Raw genomic sequence first — 24,358 nt, forward strand, 5'->3', positions numbered from 1 at the left:
ACTTGATGCGGAATACATAAACAATAAAAATTGATTCTGTATCGGAGAGCAGAATTACAAAACAGAAAATGCAAACACTATTTAAAAACATAAAAGGAGATAGGTTAATTTGGGCGATAGTTGCTTTATTGGCAATACTCTCATTTTTACCAGTGTATAGTGCTGCAAGTAATTTAGCTTATAAAGGCGGCGGTAGTAATACCTTCACGTTTTTTGTAAAGCATTTTATGCATTTGTTTTTAGGGTTTGTAATCATGTATGGTGTTCATAAAATCCCATATAGATATTTTAGAGGATTATCATTAGTCATGATTCCAATAGTTTTGGTTTTGTTGGGTATGACCATGTTACAAGGCACCACCATTGAAGGTGCTAATGCAAGTAGATGGATTCAAATACCAATAGTTGGAATGTCTTTTCAAACGTCCACTTTAGCGGCTGTTGTTCTTATGGTATATGTAGCAAGATATATGTCTAAAATTCAAGATAAAGCTATTACGTTTAAAGAATCTATTTTACCACTTTGGATTCCAGTATTTTTAGTGTTGATATTAATACTTCCAGCTAATTTCTCAACATCTGCAATTATGTTTTTAATGGTGATTATGTTGGTTTTTTTAGGAGGATATCCTTTGCGTTATCTAGCAGTTATAATAGGTTCTGGAATTTTGGTTTTAACGTTATTTATATTAATAGCAAAAGCATTTCCTGATGCTATGCCTAATAGAATTGATACTTGGATGGGTAGAATTGAAAGTTTTTCAAACCCTGAAGATACTGAAGCCGATTATCAAATAGAAAAAGCAAAAATAGCCATTGCATCTGGAGGAATTCAAGGAGTTGGTCCAGGGAAAAGTATGCAAAAAAACTTTTTACCTCAATCTTCTTCCGATTTTATTTTTGCCATTATTATTGAAGAATATGGGTTAATAGGTGGTTTTGTAATCATGATTTTATACTTGTGGTTATTATTTAGAATTGTGATTGTAGCCCAAAAATCAGATACCGTATTTGGTAAACTTTTGGTGTTAGGGGTTGGTTTACCTATAGTATTTCAAGCGTTAATAAATATGGCGGTTGCTGTAGAATTATTTCCGGTAACAGGTCAAACATTACCATTAATTAGTAGTGGTGGTACATCAATTTGGATGACCTGTTTAGCAATAGGAATTATATTAAGTGTTAGCGCAAAACGCGAAGAGATTAAAGAACAAGAAATAAATGAAGATAATCCATTAGAAATTTTATCTGAAGCAATATAAATGAGTAACTATAAAATCATATTATCTGGAGGCGGCACAGGAGGTCATATTTATCCTGCTATAGCCATTGCAAATGAGTTGAAATCACGTTTTCCAGATGCTGAATTCTTATTTGTTGGAGCAAAAGATAGAATGGAAATGGAAAAAGTGCCACAAGCTGGATATGATATTAAAGGACTTTGGATTTCTGGAATTCAGCGAAAACTAACATTAAAGAATTTAATTTTTCCTTTTAAAGTGATTAGTAGCCTTTGGAATGCTCGTAAAATCGTAAAATCTTTTAAGCCTGACGTTGCCATAGGTACAGGTGGTTTTGCGAGCGGTCCATTATTGCAAATGGCTGCTTTAAAAAATATTCCAAGTTTAATACAAGAGCAAAATTCTTATCCTGGTATTACTAATAAATTATTAGCGAAAAAAGCTAAAAAAATATGTGTTGCTTATGATGGTTTGGAACGTTTTTTTCCAAAAGATAAAATTATAAAAACAGGAAACCCAGTACGCAAAGGTTTACTTGATATTGATACAAAAACAATTGAAGCTAAGAATTTTTTCAATTTAAAAAATGGGAAACATACGTTATTAGTTATTGGTGGTAGTTTAGGGGCAAGACGAATAAATCAACTTATTGAAAAAGAATTAGATTTTTTAGACACTCAAAATATTCAAATTATTTGGCAATGTGGTAAGTTATATTACCAGCAATATAAAATTTACAATAATACAAATAATGTTCAGGTTTATGAGTTTTTGAACAATATGGATTTTGCTTATGCAGCTGCAGATATTGTTATTTCAAGAGCTGGTGCTAGTTCGGTTTCAGAGCTTTGTATTGTAGGTAAGCCAGTTATTTTTATACCATCTCCAAATGTAGCAGAAGATCATCAAACAAAAAACGCCATGGCTATTGTTGATAAAGATGCTGCATTGATTATTAAAGAAGAAGATTTAGATGCAGATTTTGAAAATAACTTCTCTCAACTTATTGCATTTCCAGATAAGCAAAAAGAATTGGGGGATAATATAAAAAAGTTAGCCTTAGTAAACGCAACAAAACAAATAGCAGACGAAGTTGAAAAACTTCTCAAAAAAAGTAAATGAATTTAAACAGTATACATAACATCTATTTTATTGGCATTGGCGGTATAGGCATGAGTGCTTTGGCACGCTACTTCAATGCCAATAAAAAACATGTGGCTGGTTATGATAAAACCCAAACAGATATTACTAATAGTTTGTTGGATTTAGGTATTGAAGTGCATTTTGAAGATTCTGTTGCGAGTATTGATGCAAAATTTTTAAATCCTGAAAACACGCTAATTGTTTATACACCAGCAGTTCCTAAAAATCACTTAGAGTTAACTTATTTTAAAAACAATGGTTTTAATATTTTAAAGCGTTCGCAAATTTTAGGAATAATAACCGAAAATACTTTTTGTTTGGCAGTTGCAGGAACCCATGGTAAAACAACTACAACAAGTATTCTTGGGCACTTAATGAATGAATGTAATGTGCCATTAACTGCGTTTTTAGGTGGAATTAGCGAAAATTATAATTCTAATTTAATATTAAATGGCACTGAAGTTTCAGTAGTTGAAGCTGATGAGTTTGATCGTTCTTTTCTAACACTATCTCCAGATATAGCATGTATTACATCAATGGATGCAGATCATTTAGATATTTATGGAGATGCTTCAGAGTTAAAAAAAGCATTTGAAGAATTTTCTAAAAAGGTTAAATCTAACGGAAAATTATTCGTTAAAAACGGATTGCCAATTAAAGGGATTACTTATGGTATTGAAGATGATTCAGATTATTCAGTCCAAAATATAAAAATAGAAGATGGTACTTATGTTTTTGATGTGAAAACACCAAAAACAACACTTAAAAATTTACAATTTAACCTACCTGGTAGACACAATTTGTCGAATGCATTAATAGCCTTGGCGATGTCTGTAGAGTATGGGTGCCCTCATCAACAGCTCGCCAAAGCATTAGCATCATACAAAGGTGTAAAGCGCAGATTTACTTATCAAATTAAAACTGAAGATTTAGTTTTTATTGATGATTATGCGCATCATCCAGAAGAAATTAATGCCGTCCATCAAGCAGTTAGAGAAATGTATCCAAGCAAAAAAGTATTAGCCATTTTTCAACCACATTTATATAGTAGAACAAGAGATTTTATTGACGATTTTGCTAAAAGCTTGTCTCAGTTTGATGAAGTACTATTGTTAGACATTTATCCAGCGAGAGAGTTGCCAATAGAAGGTGTGACTTCAAGTTGGTTATTAAATAAAATTAATAATAAAAATAAAAAATTAGTAAACAAAAAAGATTTAATATCTCAAATTCAATTGAGTAATGCGCAAGTTATTTTAACTATTGGTGCAGGAGATATTGGAGAAGAAGTAAAACACATTAAAAAAAAATTAAGCATTGCGAGTTAATTGGAACTACATAAAGATGATTGTTTTATTAGGCTTGGTAGTCTTCTTATTTGCATTTGCATCAGGCAGAAATGCAGAAAGAGAAATATCAAAACCTAACGTTAAATTTATTGGAGAAAATAACCTTTTTATAACCAACGAAACTGTTAGTAAATTGTTAATACAAAATTATGGTAGTGTTAAAAATGTAGCTAAAGAAACTTTAGATTTGAATGTATTAGAAAACGCCCTAAAATCTAATTTAATGATTAAAAAGGCAGAAGTGTATGTTGCTGTAAATGGTACGCTTAACGCCGAAATTGAACAAAAAACACCTATTGCTAGAGTTAGTACAAATGCGTCTTATTACATTGATGACGAAGGTTTTTATATGCCTCTGTCAAGTAATTATTCAGCTAGAGTGCCATTAGTTACTGGTTATGTTGAAAAAAACAATTTAAAAAGTGCCTATAAAGTAGCACAAAAAATTAAAGAAGATGAATTCTTGAAAAAGCATGTTATTGAAATTCATCAAGACATGAATAAAGGAATTTATTTGCGATTAAGACAGTGTGATTTTATAGTGCAATTAGGAGATGTGAATTTTATAGATAAAAAAATAAATAACCTGAAAGCGTTTTATCAAAAAAGCCTAAAAGAAAAAACACTTAACAATTATAGTAAAGTTAATTTACAGTTTGAAAACCAAGTAATATGTACCAAAACGTAAACCATGGAGCATAATTTAGCAGTAGGATTAGACATAGGAACCACAAAAATTGTGGCCATGATTGGTCGTAAAAACGAATACGGAAAGGTCGAAATTTTAGGTATTGGTAAATCTAAAAGTTTAGGGGTTCACCGTGGTGTAGTAAATAATATTACACAAACTATTCAGTCTATACAGCAAGCAGTTCAAGAAGCTGAAGTTGCTGCAGAAATGAAAATTGAAGATGTTACGGTTGGTATAGCAGGGCAACATATTCGTAGTTTACAACATAGTGATTACATAACCAGATCAAATTCTGAAACAGTTATTGATGAAGATGATATTGATAGACTTATAAACCAAGTACACAAGTTGGTAATGCTTCCAGGTGAAGAGATTATTCATGTTTTACCACAAGAATATAAAGTTGATGGTCAAGCTGAAATAAAGGAACCAATTGGTATGTATGGAGGTCGTTTAGAAGCGAATTTTCATGTGGTTGTTGGGCAAGTATCGTCTATTAGAAATATTGGACGTTGTGTGCAAAGTGCAGGTTTAAATTTAGAAGGCATTACTTTAGAGCCTCTAGCAAGTGCAAATGCAGTTTTAAGTCAAGAAGAAAAAGAGGCTGGTGTAGCATTAATTGATATAGGTGGAGGAACAACAGATTTGGCTATTTTTAGAGATGGAATTATTCGTCATACAGCAGTTATTCCTTTTGGAGGAAATGTGATTACTGAAGATATAAAAGAAGGTTGCTCAATCATAGAAAAACAAGCTGAATTACTAAAAATAAAGTTCGGTTCTGCGTGGCCTGGTGAAAATAAAGACAACGAAATTGTTTCAATTCCAGGTTTGCGAGGTAGAGAACCAAAAGAAATCACATTAAAAAACCTGTCTAAAATTATTCACGCACGAGTTGTAGAGATTGTAGAGCAGGTTTATGTTGAAATTAAAAATTACGGACACGAAGAACAAAAGAAAAAACTTATTGCAGGTATTGTTTTAACAGGTGGTGGAAGCCAACTAAAGCATTTAAAGCAATTGGTGGAATATATAACAGGTATGGATACTAGAATAGGCTATCCAAACGAACATTTAGCTGGCGATAGTGATGATGATATTACAAGCCCTTTATTCGCAACAGCTGTAGGTTTGGTTTTAGATGGTTTAAAACGTCAAGATAGAAAAAAATTAGAGCAACAAGAAAATGTTGTAAATGAAGAAGAAAAGCCAAGTGATGATGAGGAAGTTAAAGAACAACCACCAATTAAGGAAAGACGTTCGTTTCTAGATAAATTAACAGATCGTGTTAAAGATTTTTTAGACAACGCAGAATAATTAAATAATCCATAGAATTAAAAATATTAAGTATAAAACCCCAGTAAAATAGAATTTATGAGCAGCAAAAAAGAATTCGAAAGCATCGCATTTGATTTACCTAAGAATCAATCAAATGTTATTAAAGTTATTGGTGTTGGCGGTGGTGGTAGTAATGCTATTAATCACATGTTCCAACAAGGCATCAAAGGCGTAGATTTTTACGTTTGTAATACAGATGCACAAGCACTTCAAAACAGTGGAGTTCCAAACAAAATTCAGTTAGGTGTTAACTTAACAGAAGGTTTAGGAGCAGGAGCAAATCCAGATATAGGAGAACAATCAGCAGTTGAGAGTTTTGATGATATTTCTCAAATGCTTGACACAAATACCAAAATGGTTTTTATCACTGCTGGTATGGGTGGTGGTACAGGTACTGGAGCAGCACCCATTATTGCTAAAATGGCTAAAGATTTAGACATTTTAACAGTGGGCATTGTTACTATGCCATTTCAATTTGAAGGTAGAATGCGTATTGAGCAATCTCAAAAAGGAATTGAAAAATTAAGAAATGTTGTAGATTCATTAATTGTTATAAATAATAATAAACTTCGTGAGGTTTATGGAAATCTTGGTTTTAAAGCAGGATTCTCTAAAGCCGATGAGGTGTTAGCTACCGCTGCTCGTGGTATTGCCGAAGTTATTACACATCATTATACACAAAATATCGATTTACGTGATGCTAAAACAGTATTAAGTAATAGTGGAACGGCCATTATGGGGTCTGCACTGGCATCAGGTCAAAATCGTGCACACGAAGCCATTCGTAAAGCGCTTGATTCACCATTATTAAACGATAATAAAATTACTGGAGCCAAAAATGTATTGCTGCTTATTGTTTCTGGTTCTCATGAAATTACTATTGATGAAATAGGTGAAATTAATGACCATATTCAAAGTGAAGCTGGTCATGGTGCTAATATTATTATGGGTGTTGGTGAAGACGATGCCTTAGAAGAATCTATTGCGGTAACTATTATTGCAACAGGATTTAATGTAGAGCAGCAAGATGAAATTTCAAATACTGAAACTAAAAAGGTGGTGCATTCACTTAGTGAAGATTTGGATTTAGATGCAAAAGAAAAAGAACCTGTAATTATTGCACCAATTATTGAATTAGAGGAGAAAAAAGAGACGCCAGTTGTTCGCCACACTTTAGATTTGGATACTAATGAAGATGAGTTAAGTAATTTAGAAAAAAGCTTTATTAATAAGCAAAAACTTACTAGGCCTACTGAAAATATCGATTTAATACCAACATCAGAGCTTATTAAAAACATTGAAGTAGTATATAATGAAATAACCGCTAATATTGAAGATGATGAAGATTTCATTATTAAGCCAGTTACTAGAATGGCTACAGAGGTAGATGATATTGAAGTTGTGTCAGATGATTTTGAAGAAGAAAAACAAATTACATTAACTTTCGATTTACCATTATCTGTTAATAAAAGTGAAGATAAAGAAGAAATAAAAGAAGATATTATTTCTCATGATTTAAATGAAGAGATTAAAAAAATACCAGTAAATGATTATGTAGAGTTAATAACAGTAACAGAAACCAATGAGAAAGGCGATGTTCGATATGCACTTGATGATTATATAGAAGTAGAATCTTCAATTAATAAAAAGGAGACAAAAACAAAAGAAGTTTTAGAAGAAGTAGATCAAGATATTGTTTTTGAAAAGAAAATAGTTAAAAAACAAGTTATAGAAGAAGCTACCGAGGAGATTGATCCTATGGATATGCCAATTTCTGAAATGCTTAAAGAAAGAGCAGATGAACGAAGACGTAAAATGAAGGATTTCAATCATAAGTTTAATAGCTCAAAAATTGACGATATAGAAAAAGTACCAGCTTACAAACGTCAGGGAATCGCATTAGATGATGCAAAACATTCATCAGAAACAGATTTCTCAAGAACGAGTGTAGGATTAGATGATAACGACGATATTCAAGTAAGAACAAATAATTCGTTTTTACATGATAACGTAGATTAATATCTAATAAATTACCCCATCTTACTTAAAACCCGAAATGTAACTCTCACCTTTTCGGGTTTTTTATTGATTGAAATTTGTTGTAAATGCTAAGAAAAGAATCTTTTTTTTCTTAGTATCTTCGCATACTAATAAATTAGAAAAAATGAGTTTACAAGAAGATGTTATGTCGGCATTAAAAGAAGCGATGAAGGCTAAAGATCAAACTGCTTTAACAGCTTTACGTGCTGTAAAATCTGCTATTTTACTAGCTCAAACAGAAAGTGGTGCAAAAGAAGATTTAACAGAAGAGCAAGAGCTTAAAATACTTCAAAAGTTAGTTAAGCAGCGTAAAGACAGTGCTGCAATTTATTTAGAACAAGATCGTAAAGACCTAGCTTTGCCAGAAATTGATGAGGCAGAAGTTATTAGCCAATTCTTACCAGAAGCATTATCTGATGAGGAAATTGAAAAAGTGGTTGTTATGACTATCGAGGAAGTAGGAGCAGAAGGTATGAAAGATATGGGTAAGGTTATGGGGATTGTTAGTAAAGAACTAGCAGGAAAAGCAGATGGGAAAACCATTTCTACAATAGTAAGACAAAAATTAGCTTAAAAAATAAAGGCTGCGTAGTTCAACTGGATAGAATATCAGATTTCGGCTCTGATGGTTGGGGGTTCGAATCCCTTCGCGGTCACAAAAACAGATTCAATTAATTTCATTACCCCACAGTTTCTTAGGAACTGTGGGTTTTTTTTTTCAGTTGGGTTCATTAATATTCGTTTAAAACCACATTTTTATTTCACTATTATTTCATCATTTGAAATAATATTTCACAAAAATGTTAAAATTTTGAAAAGGTGTGAAATATCCACACTTAAAAACGAAAATGTTTAGGTGATTAATTTCAATTGAGTTCATGACAATTCATTTGATGTCAATTTTTTGTTCCACAAATATTTTATAAAAATTTAAATCTTTAACAAAATTTAAAAATATGGGAACAACATTGAAATTTTACATTAAAACCCCAAAGCAGATTGAGAATCACAAACGATATCCTATGTACCTGCGTATTATTCACAATCTTAAAAAATCAGAGGGTAAAATTAGCACCACAAAAATAAGCTGTAAAGATATTAAAAACTGGGATGAAGATATGCAACGATTCAGTTCAAAACAAAAGCATTTACTTGAGCACAATATTTTGCTTAATAAAATACAAAACGAATTTCATAACTATCTGCGTACCCATATTACTAAAATGGCAGAAGTGAGACCTCACCAAATTACCGACTATTTGCTTTCAAGAGAAAAGAACGAGAATATTACAGTTATAGATGCAGCCAATCAATTTTATGATAAAGTTATATTTCCGGATGTTGATAAGGCTCCAGGGACAAAAAGAAACTATAAAAAATCAATCAATCATCTATGTAACTTTTTAGAGTATAAAAAACTTGATTGTTTGGGTGTTAAGGACTTTAAAAAGCTTCATGTTTCAATGTTTATCGATTATCTTAAAACACCATTTCCAAAGCAAGACAAAATCGGAATGAATAATCAATCAGTTAATTCAATTGTTAAGAATGTCAAGCCTATATTTAGTAAACTACTATTTGAGGAACGTATAACAACCAACCCATTTATTGGTGTTAAAGTTCCATTTAAAAAGGCTGACAAACCGCGTTTGTCGAATGAACATTTTATTAAAATAGCAAAACTGGATTTGTCAAAAAACAGTACTTTAGAAGTGTATAGGGATGTTTTTCTATTTCTATGTTACACAGGATTAAGTTTTTGTGACGCAATTGATTTAAAACAGTCGGAAACTGAGGGTGAAATAATTCAATTAAATAGAAAAAAATCAAATGTACAGACTAAGCAATTTTTACCAAAGCAAGTTTTGCGAATCATTGAAAAGTATAATGGTGATACTCCAGAGGATAGAATTTTACCTAAAAGAAGTTTGGATAAAATGAATCTAAACCTAAAAATCTTAGCAGCTAAAACTGGAGTTGATTTTTCACTTAGCACCTATACGGCTAGACGCTTCTTTAGGCAATCTATTTTTGAGTCTGAGATAAGGGAAAGTCTAGTTATTAAAAGCTTAATGGGGCACACCAGTAGTAATGATATTGATAGCCATTATTTTAATGTTAGCGATAATATTTTAAAGGATGCCAAAAAGAAGTTACAAAAACATTTTAAAAAACTATTAAAATGAAGGATAAACTTAAAATCCTAAATGAAGAGTTTAAGGAAAAAACTTTTGACTTATTACAACCGAACAAAAGTCAATTCATCAATCATTTAAAGAATCATAAAGAGGAGTATTTGAAACTTAATGAATTGCAACGATTTGTTGCAATTGGTAAGTATGTAGACTATTTATCTTTTTATAAAGATGATGAAGTTATAAGTGTAATTAAGAATTTGGGTTTGGTAAAATATACACCTAAAATTTTTGTTTGTTATTTGGACATTTTTAATTCATTAGATAAATACCAAGAAGAAACAAAATATTTATACCCGTATGAAACTATATGGGGTTTTTATACATTACATAGTTCGTCTGTAATTAAGGAAAAAATGGCATTGGATTTTAACATGGATCTGGCGGCCATTGCTGGTAGAGTGAATCGACAAATAAACAACCTTAATTTTCCTCCATTTTTGAAAGAAGTAATAGAGGAAAATCAAAATCTTTTTGAATTAATTAAAAAAGAAATACCAAATTATAAAATCAATATTTCTGAAAAGAATCCATTCACTTCAATAGCGCACACGATAAAATATTCTCATAAAAATGAATTATATAATTTATATATGTTTTTAGTTGATTTTAACAAAAAAGTTGGATTCATTAAGTTCTATGAGCCTGACTTTAAAGTTGAATTTTATGATTTGTTAGAAATAGTTTTAAGGGAAAAAAGTATAATAGACTATACTGATGAAAGAATAAAAGAATATAAAACTTTAAGACGATTTAAGATTAAGCAAGTAGAACGATTAATTTTGTCCTAGTCAGTTTTTTGTTCCATGTTTTGGTAGTTTTTTTTCGGAAATTTGAATTCAAGTAATTTCAAATAAAAACTTATGGAAACTGAAACTAAAAAAACAATTTTAACCCCCCCCACGGTATTTAATGATTGGATACCTAAAAAAGTAGTCCAAGAATTTTTTGGTTATGGTAATACCAAAATGTCAACTTTCTCATTAGATTATAACATTAGAACATCAAAGGTTGGAAAACGGATATTTTATAATTCATCAGATATATTGAATTTGATTAACAAAAACATCATCAATGTAGAATAATACATCATAAGGTGTTTATAATTAGTATACTAACTTTAAAAATTAATAAATGTATAATAATATTAGAAAAATAAACCATCGAGGAGAGGAATATATTTCTTTAACCGATGTTTTAGAACTGGTAAAGAGATGTAATGATTTAACTCATTTTGACATAATGGTCAATGGGGAATCCTATGATTTCAAAAATTATAAAACCGATTTGGATTTGGAAAAGAAAGAGCCTCCTTTTTTAAAAGTATTTTGATTTTTTAGGATAAGATTATTTAAGGGTACTTACTTAACACTCAAGAGCAAGTTAGATAAAAGATTTAAACAGTTCTTTAGTATCTAAAATATCTTCCAGTTTCATATCCACATATTATACTATTAAATATTAAAACCAACCAGTTTATGGTTTAATAAGTGTTTTATTAAGTCAAACTCTGCTATTTAAAATTTTGTTTTGTACTTTCTCCAGATTCATTTTTGCTTGTAAGACTTTCATTTTTAAAAGGAGTAAATTTCCAAATTTACTTAAAGACCTATCTGTTGTCCTTATTTGATCTTCCAATAATTTATAGTTAAATTCTAAGCCTTCCTTTGCTATTTCCAAGCTTTCTAAAATAAGATCAATATACTCAATTTTGTTGTAGCTATGTTTATGTTTACATAGTATATGATGTGCCCAATTTGATTGACTAGTGCGATTAGTTCTTGCTAGGTACTTAAACATGAGCTTTTCGTTTTTAGTAATCCTAATTGTAAGATTTTCGTTTTTTGGGTTAGATTTCCATTCCATAATAAATTGTTTTAATTAGTAATTCTTATACCTTAATTAATAAACTGCTAATAAATGTTTGCCTATTTAGATACATGTATTTATCTGTAATTAATGATGTATACCTAATGTATCCATTTGTATATGTATGTAAACAGACATGGATACTTATGTTGGCATTAATTATTTGCGATTTACAAGATGTAAGCAAATGTAGGCACAGACCTTAGAAATAAATGGAACAAAAAAATGACCTTATAGTGTGTTTAAACTAAATGTGTTTTTAGGATTAGATGAAGAATGTTTTGAGTAAAATATTATAAGTATTCAGACAAAAAATTATTTTAAAAAATAAAAAAACATACAATACTAATTTGTACTATAATTAGTCTTATTTAAAAGAAAATTCCTTAAAGACTATTACTTATTTGTAGTTTTTAAACTTAATTATATATTATGTAAAATATCGCTAAATCTGCAATTACATTACCTTTGGTATATATTTAATCTTAATAAATATCTTTTTTTTAATTTTAGAATTTAATATTGACGTCGGTACTTTTGGTTGAATACCTCGAAAACAACTATCCGATGTTCCAATGGAAGATTTCTAGAATCTTCCATTGGAACTAAAATGCAGTAAAGCAATACAGAATAGTTTAAAATTAATGATAATTAAAAGGTTAAATGCTGTTCTAAAAATGCTTTCATTGTTATATTTAAATCGTGTTGATTTGCCATTGGTTTTTGATCAAAAGGACTTTGTGGCATATATGGAAAAGGACCAAATTCTGGAGTTATAGCCATTTGCCTGTTTTTATCATGAGAGCGAATAATTCGCTGCCAAAAATCTAAACAACTATGTAAATGTTTGTTCCATTCTGGAGCGAATGGATTATTAACTTGTGGTGCTTGTTCAAATCCCACTCGGGCATGGATATGATGAATATGTGGAATTACCTTATTTATAATTTCTTCTTGATCTTGTAACATACTTTCAGAAACGACCCACCAATGTGATAAATCGCCCACAAGCTTTAGTTGAGGAAATACTTCTAAATATTGCAAGGTTGTTGCAGAATGAAACGTAAAACGACCACGATGAATTTCATGATATATAGGGGTTTTTGATTTCAAGGCAAACTCTTCAATAGCATCAATAATTTTACAGTTTTCTGAAAATGAATAATGGTCTTTCCCTGTATGAGAGTTGATGAAATTTGGTTTATAATGAACCATGTTTTCTAATCGATTTAGAACTTTAATTAGATAGTCTTGAGGCGTCTCATTTTTAATTTCAAAAACTTGTTGAAGAACACATACAAAGTTTGGATTTGCTAGCCTTACAGTATTAAGTGAGTTATAAAAATCAGTTTCAAATACTGGTTTATTAGGAATGTTGATTTCAATACCATCAAAGCCATTTGAAATAGCAAGATCTATAAAGGATGTTGGAGTTAAATGTTCGCTTCCCCAATAAGGATATAAAAATTTAATTTTCAACATCTAATATAATATCGGATTTAAAGGTGAATTGATAATTTCTCCAACCTTGGCACCTGGACACCATGTGTTCCAGTCATTAATTTGACCATCATTGCTAGGTTTTTTCAATTTCATTTCTTTATCCATGTAAATTATGGTCATTACTTTGCGCATATCATTAGTCGTATTGGCTCCAGCACGATGAAATACCCAACCAGAATGAAAGCTGACTTCACCAGCATCAAAAGGCTCGATGACATGTTTAAAGTCGGTTACTTTAAGTCGTTTTTGAATTGCTATTTCACTTTCATCACTAATAGAAAGGTCGCGTCCATCTAAAATTTTATGACTCCCAGCACTAAATTCTAAAGGGCCCATATCTAGAGGTGTTGCTTGTAGAGGTATCCAAGCTGTAACTGTTTTATCTGTTTGTAATGGCCAGTAGTGTTGATCGGAATGCCAAGGGGTAATGCCTCCTTTAGCTTCTTTAAATAAGGCTTGGTCATGATACAATCTTACACCATCAACCTGCATCAAATCTGAAGCGATTTTAGCCATTCGCTTTGAGAAAATAAGCGATTTAATGGTTGCATTTTTCGTCCAAAGATTAAACAATTGCAAAAAAGCTTTTCCATAAGTAGATCGCGATTCTAATGGAGCTTCGACGTCGTTGAGTTCTTCTACTTTTTTTGTAATGATTTCACTAAAATGGGCCAACGTTTTTTTGTCTAGAACATCTTTTAATTTTATAAATCTATTTTTTTTATAAAAGGCTATTTGTTCCTTCTTTAAAGGGTAGTTTTCATTGAGAATTGATGCAGTAATCATGGTATTGGAATTAAGTTTACATTTCAAAATTACAGGTATAGTAAACAAATTAGTTTATCAATTTTAACTAGAACTATGAGTATTTAAACATTATTTTGTATTATTGGTTGTAATTAGTGTTAATTAAAGTCATTTGAAACCAAAATTAGAACACATAGATCTAAAAAATGCTCAAAGTTCATTTCGATTTTTTAGAAGAGAAGCGGCTGCTTTTTTGCCGTTTTGGCATTACCATCCAGAGTTGGAATTAACATTAATTACTAAAGGACAAGGTACACGTTTTATAGGCGATTCTATTTTGTCATTTTCAGATTTTGATTTGGTTTTAGTTGGTGAAAATTTACCACATCATTGGGTAAGTATGCACCAAATTGAAGCCTCTCGAAATGAAGCATTTGTGTTTCAATTTGATAAACAAATATTTAGCCTTTTTCCGGAATGCAGAGCGTTTTTAAGCTTATTTGAAGAAGCAGAACATGGCATTCATTTTACAAATCCAAATAACAATTTAATTAATCAAATTATTAACTTTGAATCCAAATCAAAAATTTCACAGTTAGCCACATTTATAGAAATATTGCAAGGCCTTGTTGAAGATAAAAAGCGTTTAGTGCTAAGCTCTAATAGTTACCTAGACAAGTATCATAAATACGGAACACAAACCAAAATATCAAAAACAACAAATTTTATACTGGAACACCTTGACCAAAAGTTAACGGTAAATCAAATGTCAGAATTTACTAATATGGTGCCACAATCGTTTTGCAGATGGTTTAAAAATCATTCGGGGCATTCTTTTATATCCTTTTTAAATCAGACAAGGATACAACGCGCTAGCCATCTGTTATTAAGTACCAATTTGAATATTCAGAAAATTGCTTTCGCATGTGGATATGAAAGTTTAAGTCATTTTAACAGGACGTTTAAAAAGCTAAAAGAAGAAAGCCCTAGAGAATTCAGGAAAAAATGAGCTCATAAAATTTTGGTTAAAGCAATAGGAGAGAGAAACCTAATATTTTAGGGGTTTAGTAATACAATTTATTAAAAGTTTCAATTATACAATGTATTGCAAAGCAGTCTTGATTTTTTTTGTTTTTTTTCATCAAGGAAAAAAGATATAATCAAAACTTAAAGATCTCGAAATTTCAAATTCTATTTTACATTATATTAATAATTATAATCAAAAAGTATAAACAGTAACGAGAATAGAATAAGTACTTAAAATTTTAAGCACTTACGTTAAGTTGACGAGGATTGAGTAGAAAAAAATTATTATATACAAATATTCAAATACGATAATTTTATAACATTTAAAAACTAAATTTTTTTTTTTGGAACAGGCAAGTGTTGGATAATTAATTGTGTTAAAAATAAATTCCCATAATCTTTTGATTCGCTTTGACAACGTTTTGAAAGGTTTTCGTCAGCATCGTAAATTTTGGGTTCTAAAAATAAAGGTTTGTGTTCTAATTCGTCTTCTAAACCGTGTTCCGTATGGGATTCAAAGGTAATTAAATCAATAATATTTTGTATATAAAAATGGTTTAAATTGATTTAAATTGTTAATTTGGAGGTGTTTTGAATATTTATAGAGCATGCAGAAAAAATGTCAAACCAAATTATTATTGTTGAATTAAATAATTTTCATCATTAAAAATCAACACTATTCTTAGATATAGCGTCTTTATACCAATAAGCAGATTTTTTTGGTAAACGCTCTAATGTTTTAAAGTCTACATAGTGCAATCCAAATCTTTTTTCATACCCCAGAGCCCATTCAAAATTATCCATAAAGGACCATGCAAAATAGCCTTTAAGTTTTACACCTTCATTTATGGCTTCATTGCAAACCTTTAAATAGCTTTGGTAAAAATCTAATCGTTCCTGATCATTCACCTGACCATCAATAATCTCATCTGCATAAGCACAACCATTTTCTGTTATGTAAATATTTGGATGGTTGTAGCGTTCATTAATCCAATGTAATAATTTTTTACAACCCCATGGCACTACTGCCCATTGCATAAGTGTTAAATTCCAGTTTTTATCCAAAGATAAATCGACACCTTGATCTTTAGAAATACCACCATTACCGTAAACGCTTCCTTCTTTAATAATTCCATTAGAATTTGAGGCATACATTGTTGTGTAGTGATTCAATCCAAAAAAGTCAGAGCTTCCTGTAATCATTTCTTTCTCATCTTCAGAAAAAACGGGAAGCCTATTACCTAGGCGTTCTTTCATAACCATCGGATAATCACCTTTATAAATAGGATCGGCAAACCATGCTAGGAAAAATTCAAGAGCTCTTTCAGCTGCATCTTTATCTTCCTTGCTATTTGTAAGTGGTTCACGCCAATCGCAATTATTGGTGATGCCAATTAGACCATTTTGATGTTTGTATTTACTACGATATATATTAACAGCCTTTCCATGAGCAAGAATTAAATAATGGCCAGCTAAGTATGGTTCTGATGATGATATTCTGCCAGGAGCAAGGACACCTTGACCATAACCTAAAATGGCAACTACCCATGGTTCATTTAATGTAATCCAGTTTTTAACACGATCTCCAAACCGTTCAAAACATACATCTGCATAAGCTGCAAAATAATCTGGCATAGAGTCTCCCAACCAGCCATCATCTTCCAGTTGAAGTGCCAAAGGTAAATCCCAGTGATACAATGTAACCCAAGGCGTTATATCTGCTTCAATTAAAGTATCTATCAGATTATTATAAAATGAAATACCTTCTTCATTAATAGTTTCTTTTCCTGTTGGCATAATCCTTGACCATGCAATTGAAAATCTATAGGCCTTTATGCCTATATTTTTCATTAGTTGAATGTCTTCTTTAAACCTGTGATAGTGATCACAGGCCACCTCTCCCGTTTCACCATTATGAGTTTTTCCAGGAATACGAGAAAAAGCATCCCAAATGGATGGACCTTTTCCATCAATAGCAGTTGCACCTTCTATTTGGTATGATGAGGTAGCTATACCCCAAATAAAATCATTAGGAAATTTTTTCATTTGTATTGTTGTAATATTTTTTAAATCTGTTCTGTTAGTTGTGCTTCTCTTCTTGCATTTAAATCGGAGATCATGATATCCATTTTTTTCTTATCGAGAGGATACAGCATCATAACCACAGCCGCCGAAATTGCTATAATGGCTGGAACCCAACTCATAAGCATTATCATGCCAGGAATAGCACCTTCTATTGCTGCTGCGTTTTGACCATTATAATGAAAATAAGAAAGTACAAACCCAATAATAGCTCCAGCGATACCTCCACCAAATTTTGTTGCAAGCGACCCAGCTGAATATATTAAACCTGTAGCTCTTCGTCCATTTTTCCATTCTGAAAAGTCAGCTGCATCACCCAACATCACAAATAATAGGGTAGGAAACATTGCAGAGGCAGCTTCAGATATGATACCTATAATAAAAATAGCTGTAGTATCTTGAGGTCCACAAAAAACAAACAAACAATTGACTGCTGCAGAAAAAATTAAAGCGTAAATAAATAGTTTCTTTTTACCATAAAGCTTACCTAAAGGAGCTACTAGCATAGCGCCTCCAATAGATGCTAAAGTTAATGCTATCATAAAACTAGCTGCTAAAAGTTCTTGATGTAAATAATGTGCAAAATATATAACAACGATGCCTTGTTTTATTGATGTATAAATATTGAACAATAAGCCTATGATTAATAAAACTGCCCAAGGTTTATTATTAAAAAGTTGTTTCAAGTCTTTTTTTATATCGCTTTCTTGATCATTAGGAGGTTTTACTCGTTCTTTTGTTGTTAAGAATGTTAGAATCATAAAAATCGCCAAAAACACTGATAATAAATACATAGATTTGCTATAACCTTCTTTTTGATTAATAATGGTTATGCGTTCTGGCTTAAGATTATTAATATCTGAAACAATAAAACGATACGTTTTATTAGCCTCCATTTGAAAACTTTTACTTGCTGTTGGTTCATCTAAAACGGCACTATCTGCCCAGGCAAATTTGCCAATCCCTTTATCTAATTTTATACGAGCACTTTGCACATCTAAAGGAGCAGACACAACAACTTCATAATTTGAAGAATTGGGAATATTATTAACGGTAATTTCTGGATTTACATTTCCAAAATAAACAACTAAATATAAAAGAGCTCCTTGTACTAACATGCCGCCAGTAAAAGCACCAACCATACGATAAGATCCTAAACTAGTTCGTTCTTTATCATCACCGGTCATAACGGCCATAAGAGCACCATAGGGAATATTGTTGGCTGTGTAAATAAGGGTGAATAATATGTATGTTATATAAGCGTAAACAATTTTACTTTGTTCTCCTATTTCTGGTGCTGTAAATAAAAGTGATAAAATAAGAGCTAAAGGCACTGCAGTCCATAAAATCCATGGTCTAAATTTTCCATATTTTGAATTGGAGCGGTCTCCAATAACGCCCATAATCACGTCACTTATACCATCACTAGAACGAGCAACTAGCATCAGTAATCCAACGGACACAGGGTCTATGCCAAAAACATCCGTATAAAAAATAAATAAAAAAGTAGATACACCTCTCCAAGCAATATTAGCAGCTCCGTCACCCAAAGCATAGCCTATTTTTTCTTTTATTGAAATTTTATCTGTCATTTTCTATGCTTTAATTTAAGTTTTTCTAATAATTGTAAAAAACATCTATTAATAAAATAAGGTTACTCTATACTGTAATTAAAATCTTTGGTATTGCTTAAATAATTAAGGGATAAAATTTCTCCAAATCTCTTTTTTAAGATATGGTTTAGGAACAAACAAAAACAAATCATTATTCTCTTCATATTGTTTATATATTGATTTTTTCTCTTCAATCCCGAACTCATCATAGTTATTTGGGCTTTTAATAATTAAGGTGGATTTTTCATAATTATCATTACCCACCCAAGTTAATTCTCCTGTGTCCAAAATTAAAGGAAACCAAGCTAGACCATTATGTGCTCTTATCTTATCATATTCAAACCCATATTCTAAATCACACCATGCTCCAAATGTTAGAGGTGTTTCAACATCGGCACTTATAGTTGCATGTGCCCACTCTGGTGGAACTATTATAATATCTCCAACTTCAGCAAATACTGCATAACATTTCCCTGGATTGTCATCCGCGTATTCCTGCATATAGATTACTGCTTTTCCAGACCATATTTGGTATACTTCAGGTGTAGACCAACCTTGTCCATAAGTTGATTTTTTATGAATATGCCCTTGACTTCTTATAGGTTCTTTTCCCAATTTTCCTTTAGCATAAGTTACAATTCCAAAAAGCAAGTGTTGCTCTTTTAATTTCTGATAGTGTTCTTTTTTACCAACATCCATAGCTATGGAATAGACAATATCAGGACCATCACAGTTTATATCCATAAGACTTTTACGGATATCTTTAAGTTTTCTATTTTCTATTTCTGGTCCAAAACAATCCTCTCCATATTTAAACCCTAAGGGACTTGTTTGAGAAATAATATTTAAACCTGATTTAAACTTTTCCATAATTAAGTCCTAACAAATGCTTTAATAGTTCCTAATCTTTTTCCGATACCTTCTCCAAAAGGTGATATTGTATAAGCTCTAATATTGGCTGGGACAATAAAAGTTTCTGCATAATTCACAATAAATGGTTCAAACTCATTGACAGGGCTTTCTACAATAGCCTGACTACCTTCTATTAAACACAATACATTTAAGTTTCCTTCTGTATTATGAGGTACAGTTTTATTAAACCAATGTCTTCTTGTTTCTATAAACTCTCTCTCGTGTAATCCCGTTCTCTCTTCGACCCAACCATCACCTTCATCAACTTTTACTATTTGATTGATTAAATTTTCTTTTACCCATGAAGATGTTCTACTCCAATCAATGACATTTTTACCATGCTCTAAATTTATTGGTCTAGGTTTTCCGTCCATACCTAATCTATCCCAATCCCATAATTTAAAAGTGAAAATGTATGGGGTGGCACTTATTTCTAAAACCATGCTTCCTTTTCCAGAGCAATGAATTGTTCCTGCAGGTATTAGAAAATGGTCATGTTTTTTTGCTGGCCAAGATTCCACATAATTATCAACATCAAATGGCAAACCTTCCTTCTGTGTTAACTTAAGGTTATTCCACATTTTCTCTTTTGATATACTTTCTTTTGTTCCTAAATATACCTTTGCATTTTCATCGGCATCTAACATGTAATAACTCTCATCTTGTGTGTAATTAACTCCAAAATATTCTTGTATATATTCCGTTACTGGGTGTACTTGTAAACTTAAATTACCACCTTCAACTGTATCTAAAAAATCAAAGCGAATAGGGAATTCATCACCAAATCTTCCATAAACAGCCTCTCCTAGCAACTTTACTGGATTACAAAAAACCAAATTTATTGAGGGTGTCTCAAATACATCATTTTCAAATTGAAGAAACAAACTATTCTCTTCTGGCACACAATTAAAACACCAAGCATAGTTTTGTTTTTCTTTATCTAAACCACAAACTTTTTTCATCCATTGCCCACCCCAAACACCAGGGTCAAAAAAGGGTACCAAACTAAATGGTTTATTATAGGTTAATGTTAATGACTCAATGTATGTTTTTCCGCTTATCATTTTAGGTTGCATCTTCTTATTCGTGTCAATAACGTAATTCCATTTTGCCATAAGTTTCTTTTTATGCTTGTCACAAATACGCCAATCAACAAAATATCCTTGTTTATATAATAAACTATAATCTGTTTCTTTATTATTAACACCAATATTATTTACTTCTTGTTGACGCATTCTTAACTGGATTTCCCACCGAGCCATATCTAAATATATTAACAAATCACACTCATCTGTTACAATTGAGGACCCAATACCCGAAACAACTATAAGTCCTTCTTCAACATTGTTTATTACTTCCTTTATCCTTTCTATCCTATTTTGGTTAAAGTATTTATCAAGACTCAACCTTGTCATATAACCAAAAATTCTATCATCTGTAACATCTTGTTTTATCATTTCAGAAATTTCATTTTCTGACAAAAAAGCATCTTTAGATTCAATTATCAATTTCGGCTTTAGTGCTCTTATTAATTCATTGTTAATTTCATCTTCAGCTACTCCATGATAAAAATCTAAAACAACAATTTTTTTACATTTTTTTATTTTAGTTAATTCATTTCTAATTTTATTAGAAATGTTTCCCCAATTTGAATAACATTTATATTCAGATGGTATTTTAACAGATGGATATTTATTAAATTTATTATTCATTTTTATTTTTATTATTTCCAACCAAATGGTAAGCACCAAGTAAAGCAGATCTGTTTGGTATTTCAGATTTAATTATTTTGACTTCACCCCAAGGTGTCCAAGCGTGTTTTTTAATTTTATTTTTTACAAAAGGAATTATGGTATTTGCACTTTTAGTAATTCCTCCCCCTATTATTACAATTTCGGGATCAAATGCGTGAATATGATTTATTATACCTGCAGACCATACCTCGAGACAATAGTCTCTTATATCTTTACTCAACGTGTCTCCTTGAGCCGCGCATTTAAACAACGACTCAAAATCTAAATTTGAACCTTTAATATTGCTTTTTGGATATCTTGAATCTGAAGTTAATAATTGGGATAATTTCCAAGTAGATGCTTCAGCTTCGACACAACCTAAATTACCACAAGTACATTTTGCTCCATTCATTTTAACCGTAAAATGTCCTCCTAAATTTCCCGCTTGAAAATGTTTTCCTAATAATATTCTATTATCCATTAATACCGCGCTTCCAACCCCAGTACCAAGTGTAATCATAACAATATTTTGATACTCTTTTCCTGCGCCATACTTCCATTCACCTATTAATGCTACTCGGGCATCATTTTCTAAAAAAACAGGAACATTATATTTTAATTTAGCCCATTCTGTAAAGTTGAAACTTATTGAATCGTCATACTTTTTATTTGTTGAAAGCACTTTCATATTAATTGAATCTACAATACCTGGGAATCCAATACCGATACCTTTTAATTCCCTTTTTGAAGTATTTGATTTCAATAAAATATCATCTATTGTATTTTCTATTAAACTCATTGTCTGTGAAAACTCAATATTTGAGATTGATTCAAAAAAGGTTTTACAAATAATTTTAGCTTCTTTTACCAATCCTATTTTCACAAATGTTCCCCCTATATCTATTGCAACAATCATAATAGAATTACCTTACAGGGATTAATTGAGGTTTACCTTTAATTTCTTTTAACCTTGCCGAAAAACCATTATCCATTATTTCTTGATAATTGTGTCCTGCGTCTGAAGGCCAACAGGCACCAAAAGATAAAATTGACTCTCCTATATTAATAGTACGATGAGCAATATGACCATTAATATAGTGAAGACTTCCTGGATACATTTTTTCTGCCCATGTGTTTCTGTTTTTATCCATAAGCAATAAGATGCCCTCTCCTTGTATCCCCCAATAAAATTCTCCTCTATCTGGTTTTTCATGAAAATGACCTTTAGTCATAAAATACTCGTCTCCTATTTTTCCTGGATAAATAATTGTTTTTCCAAAAAACAGTCCTCCTTCTAAACCTTCTTTAACAGGTAAAAATGCTTGTACTTCATAAATAATTTTATTTGGATCAGTGTTTTCAAAAGACTGCTGATCTTCAAAAATATTTGGTAATTCTTTTAAGTATTTAGTAGCATTTATTAAAGATTCACCTTTAATTTCTCCATTGGAATAATCTATGGTATTTGCTGTATCAATAATTGATAAATGATTTATTATATTCATTATTTACTTAATAAAAAAGTTAAGGGAATATTTTAATGTTTTCTTCATAATATTTTTGAATGACGAGATTATAAGCGAAGTTTAAGATTTTTAGGGATAAAATCCTGACTATAGACTATGCTCTTAATTATTAAGTAAATAATGAATAAAATTCTATTATAATTAATTCTTGTCTCCATAATCTCTATTAATATCAATTTCATATGAAAACTTATCAGCCCTATAATAGCATATATTATATTCAACAGGTCTCTTTCCTGGATCATAAACTCTCCTTAATCGTTTTAGTATTGGGGAGTTTACCTTTGTTTCTAATAATTTTGAAATTTCTTCATCTGAAAGCATAGCTTTAATTTCATCTCTAGAGAGGTTTACAACAATAGAATAATCTCCTTCTAAAATTTCATATAATGGCCTTTTAAAGTCTTCATCTCCTGTCAATCCAATTCTTGGATGGAAGTAAGAAACAAAGTATACAAAAGGACCATTTTCATCACCTCTTAACCTACACAGCTTAATAAGTTCTGTGCCTTCTTTAATTTCAAGAGCAGCAGACACCTCTTTATTTGCTTTTTCTTTAGTTACATCAAGATTAAAATTCACAACTGTTATCCCTTTATGTTTCATTTCTTGAGTGAATGACATCCAACTTTGTAATTGAGTACTAATATTCCTAACAACCACTTTTGTTCCAACACCCTTTTTTCGCTCTAATGAACCCTCAAGTACTAGTTTACTAATAGCTTGTCTTACTGTATTTCTTGATATGCCAAGTTTTTTAGCCATATCAACTTCTTTAGGAAATAATTCTCCGTTCTTATAAATTGGGAATTCAATCATTTCTCTAATTAATTTCTCTACTTGTAAATGTAATGGAGTACCACTGTTATGGCTAATTCTCATGTTTATATATCTTTTTTTAATAAAAATTACCAAGCAATGGTGTCTAACCAAGCAAAGCATCTAGTATATTGTTAATTAGTATCAAAGAGAGATTGTGTCAATTGTCCGATTATGCATATGGGAACAAAAACACTAAGCTGTTCAAATTTGTTTTCTTATAATACTTTAGATTAAATATGTTTATTTGTAATATTTGATATGTTCATATGTTTGAACATATCAAATATAATAAAAAATTGTTATTCACAACTTAATTCTTATTTATTTTGGATTTGTGTTGTCCTGAAATATGGCTAAAGTTTGTTGATTTACTGAAAGATTAATTATTTAATTGAATTTATAAAACTTCTCTTAATTCAGGATAATCAATTTTATTAACAATTGATTCCGTATAACCATCAACTCTAGGACTAAATAAATATTTATTTGAGAATCAATTATTTTTGATTTTAATCAAAAAAATAAAAA

Annotated in this window: 21 protein-coding genes and 1 tRNA gene; 12 read left to right on the top strand and 10 right to left on the bottom strand. The window is 30.8% G+C overall.

The annotated features are described in order from the left end of the window. Window positions 1-68 precede the first annotated feature (68 nt). The 11 genes from BT151_RS13220 (at window position 69) to BT151_RS13275 (ending at window position 11,329) form a co-directional block, all read left to right on the top strand. Entirely contained in the window at window positions 69-1,262 is a 1,194-nt protein-coding gene (locus BT151_RS13220; RefSeq protein ID WP_072402819.1) for an FtsW/RodA/SpoVE family cell cycle protein, read from the top strand. Then, window positions 1,263-2,363 (top strand): undecaprenyldiphospho-muramoylpentapeptide beta-N-acetylglucosaminyltransferase, encoded by a 1,101-nt coding sequence (gene murG / locus BT151_RS13225; RefSeq protein ID WP_072402820.1) that lies wholly within the window; start codon window positions 1,263-1,265, stop codon window positions 2,361-2,363. After that, on the top strand, window positions 2,360-3,712 hold the full coding sequence (gene murC / locus BT151_RS13230; RefSeq protein WP_072402821.1) for a UDP-N-acetylmuramate--L-alanine ligase: 1,353 nt from the start codon (window positions 2,360-2,362) through the stop codon (window positions 3,710-3,712). Before murG ends, murC begins: the two co-directional genes overlap by 4 nt. Window positions 3,713-3,728: 16 nt before the next feature. Then, window positions 3,729-4,421, top strand: coding sequence for a cell division protein FtsQ/DivIB (locus BT151_RS13235; RefSeq protein WP_317041245.1), 693 nt, complete (start codon window positions 3,729-3,731; stop codon window positions 4,419-4,421). A 3-nt stretch (window positions 4,422-4,424) separates the two neighbouring features. After that, window positions 4,425-5,741 carry a cell division protein FtsA gene (ftsA, locus tag BT151_RS13240; protein WP_072402823.1) on the top strand — a complete coding sequence of 439 codons (1,317 nt, stop codon included), beginning with the start codon at window positions 4,425-4,427 and terminating at the stop codon, window positions 5,739-5,741. Between the two features lie 57 nt (window positions 5,742-5,798). Next, window positions 5,799-7,781 carry a cell division protein FtsZ gene (gene ftsZ / locus BT151_RS13245; RefSeq protein WP_072402824.1) on the top strand — a complete coding sequence of 661 codons (1,983 nt, stop codon included), beginning with the start codon at window positions 5,799-5,801 and terminating at the stop codon, window positions 7,779-7,781. Window positions 7,782-7,926: 145 nt separating this feature from the next. Beyond that, the gene (locus tag BT151_RS13250; RefSeq protein WP_072403167.1) at window positions 7,927-8,376 is read left to right on the top strand and encodes a GatB/YqeY domain-containing protein; all 450 of its coding nucleotides are present in this window, start codon (window positions 7,927-7,929) and stop codon (window positions 8,374-8,376) included. Window positions 8,377-8,384: 8 nt separating this feature from the next. After that, window positions 8,385-8,458: transfer RNA gene (locus BT151_RS13255), tRNA-Arg, on the top strand. A 300-nt stretch (window positions 8,459-8,758) separates the two neighbouring features. Further along, on the top strand, window positions 8,759-9,988 hold the full coding sequence (locus BT151_RS13260; protein WP_072402825.1) for a phage integrase SAM-like domain-containing protein: 1,230 nt from the start codon (window positions 8,759-8,761) through the stop codon (window positions 9,986-9,988). Beyond that, window positions 9,985-10,788, top strand: coding sequence for a hypothetical protein (locus BT151_RS13265; protein ID WP_072402826.1), 804 nt, complete (start codon window positions 9,985-9,987; stop codon window positions 10,786-10,788). The genes BT151_RS13260 and BT151_RS13265 overlap by 4 nt, the downstream gene beginning before the upstream one ends. A gap of 343 nt (window positions 10,789-11,131) precedes the next feature. Then, on the top strand, window positions 11,132-11,329 hold the full coding sequence (locus BT151_RS13275) for a hypothetical protein (RefSeq protein WP_072402828.1): 198 nt from the start codon (window positions 11,132-11,134) through the stop codon (window positions 11,327-11,329). Window positions 11,330-11,500: 171 nt separating this feature from the next. On the opposite strand, the gene BT151_RS13280 is transcribed toward BT151_RS13275, so the two are convergent. The 3 genes from BT151_RS13280 to BT151_RS13290 form a co-directional block, all read right to left on the bottom strand. Beyond that, window positions 11,501-11,863 (bottom strand): hypothetical protein, encoded by a 363-nt coding sequence (locus BT151_RS13280; RefSeq protein ID WP_072402829.1) that lies wholly within the window; start codon window positions 11,861-11,863, stop codon window positions 11,501-11,503. 654 nt (window positions 11,864-12,517) lie between these two features. After that, the gene (locus tag BT151_RS13285; protein WP_072402830.1) at window positions 12,518-13,348 is read right to left on the bottom strand and encodes a hypothetical protein; all 831 of its coding nucleotides are present in this window, start codon (window positions 13,346-13,348) and stop codon (window positions 12,518-12,520) included. Continuing rightward, the gene (locus tag BT151_RS13290) at window positions 13,349-14,155 is read right to left on the bottom strand and encodes a phytanoyl-CoA dioxygenase family protein (RefSeq protein ID WP_072402831.1); all 807 of its coding nucleotides are present in this window, start codon (window positions 14,153-14,155) and stop codon (window positions 13,349-13,351) included. Between the two features lie 133 nt (window positions 14,156-14,288). On the opposite strand from BT151_RS13290, the gene BT151_RS13295 reads away from it, so the two are divergent. Further along, window positions 14,289-15,125: an AraC family transcriptional regulator gene (locus BT151_RS13295; protein ID WP_072402832.1), complete on the top strand. Its 837-nt coding sequence runs from the start codon at window positions 14,289-14,291 to the stop codon at window positions 15,123-15,125. A 680-nt stretch (window positions 15,126-15,805) separates the two neighbouring features. Here the strand turns inward: BT151_RS13295 and BT151_RS13300 are convergent. The 7 genes from BT151_RS13300 to BT151_RS13330 all read right to left on the bottom strand — a co-directional run bounded on the left by BT151_RS13300 (window position 15,806) and on the right by BT151_RS13330 (window position 23,890). After that, window positions 15,806-17,188 carry a GH1 family beta-glucosidase gene (locus BT151_RS13300; protein WP_084647967.1) on the bottom strand — a complete coding sequence of 461 codons (1,383 nt, stop codon included), beginning with the start codon at window positions 17,186-17,188 and terminating at the stop codon, window positions 15,806-15,808. 20 nt (window positions 17,189-17,208) lie between these two features. Continuing rightward, entirely contained in the window at window positions 17,209-18,816 is a 1,608-nt protein-coding gene (locus BT151_RS13305; RefSeq protein ID WP_072402834.1) for an MFS transporter, read from the bottom strand. A 105-nt stretch (window positions 18,817-18,921) separates the two neighbouring features. Then, on the bottom strand, window positions 18,922-19,707 hold the full coding sequence (locus tag BT151_RS13310) for a glucose-6-phosphate isomerase family protein (protein WP_072402835.1): 786 nt from the start codon (window positions 19,705-19,707) through the stop codon (window positions 18,922-18,924). Window positions 19,708-19,709: 2 nt separating this feature from the next. Then, the gene (locus tag BT151_RS13315) at window positions 19,710-21,461 is read right to left on the bottom strand and encodes a class I mannose-6-phosphate isomerase (RefSeq protein WP_072403168.1); all 1,752 of its coding nucleotides are present in this window, start codon (window positions 21,459-21,461) and stop codon (window positions 19,710-19,712) included. Next, window positions 21,454-22,398, bottom strand: a complete 945-nt coding sequence (locus tag BT151_RS13320; RefSeq protein ID WP_072402836.1) for an ROK family protein — start codon at window positions 22,396-22,398, stop codon at window positions 21,454-21,456. The genes BT151_RS13315 and BT151_RS13320 overlap by 8 nt, the downstream gene beginning before the upstream one ends. Before the next feature lie 7 nt (window positions 22,399-22,405). Then, the gene (locus tag BT151_RS13325) at window positions 22,406-22,987 is read right to left on the bottom strand and encodes a glucose-6-phosphate isomerase family protein (protein ID WP_072402837.1); all 582 of its coding nucleotides are present in this window, start codon (window positions 22,985-22,987) and stop codon (window positions 22,406-22,408) included. Window positions 22,988-23,149: 162 nt separating this feature from the next. Next, window positions 23,150-23,890 carry a GntR family transcriptional regulator gene (locus BT151_RS13330; RefSeq protein ID WP_216231118.1) on the bottom strand — a complete coding sequence of 247 codons (741 nt, stop codon included), beginning with the start codon at window positions 23,888-23,890 and terminating at the stop codon, window positions 23,150-23,152. Between the last annotated feature and the right edge of the window lie 468 nt (window positions 23,891-24,358).

Origin of the sequence: Flaviramulus basaltis, assembly GCF_900114265.1 — a bacterium.
Taxonomy (GTDB): Bacteria; Bacteroidota; Bacteroidia; order Flavobacteriales; family Flavobacteriaceae; genus Flaviramulus; species Flaviramulus basaltis.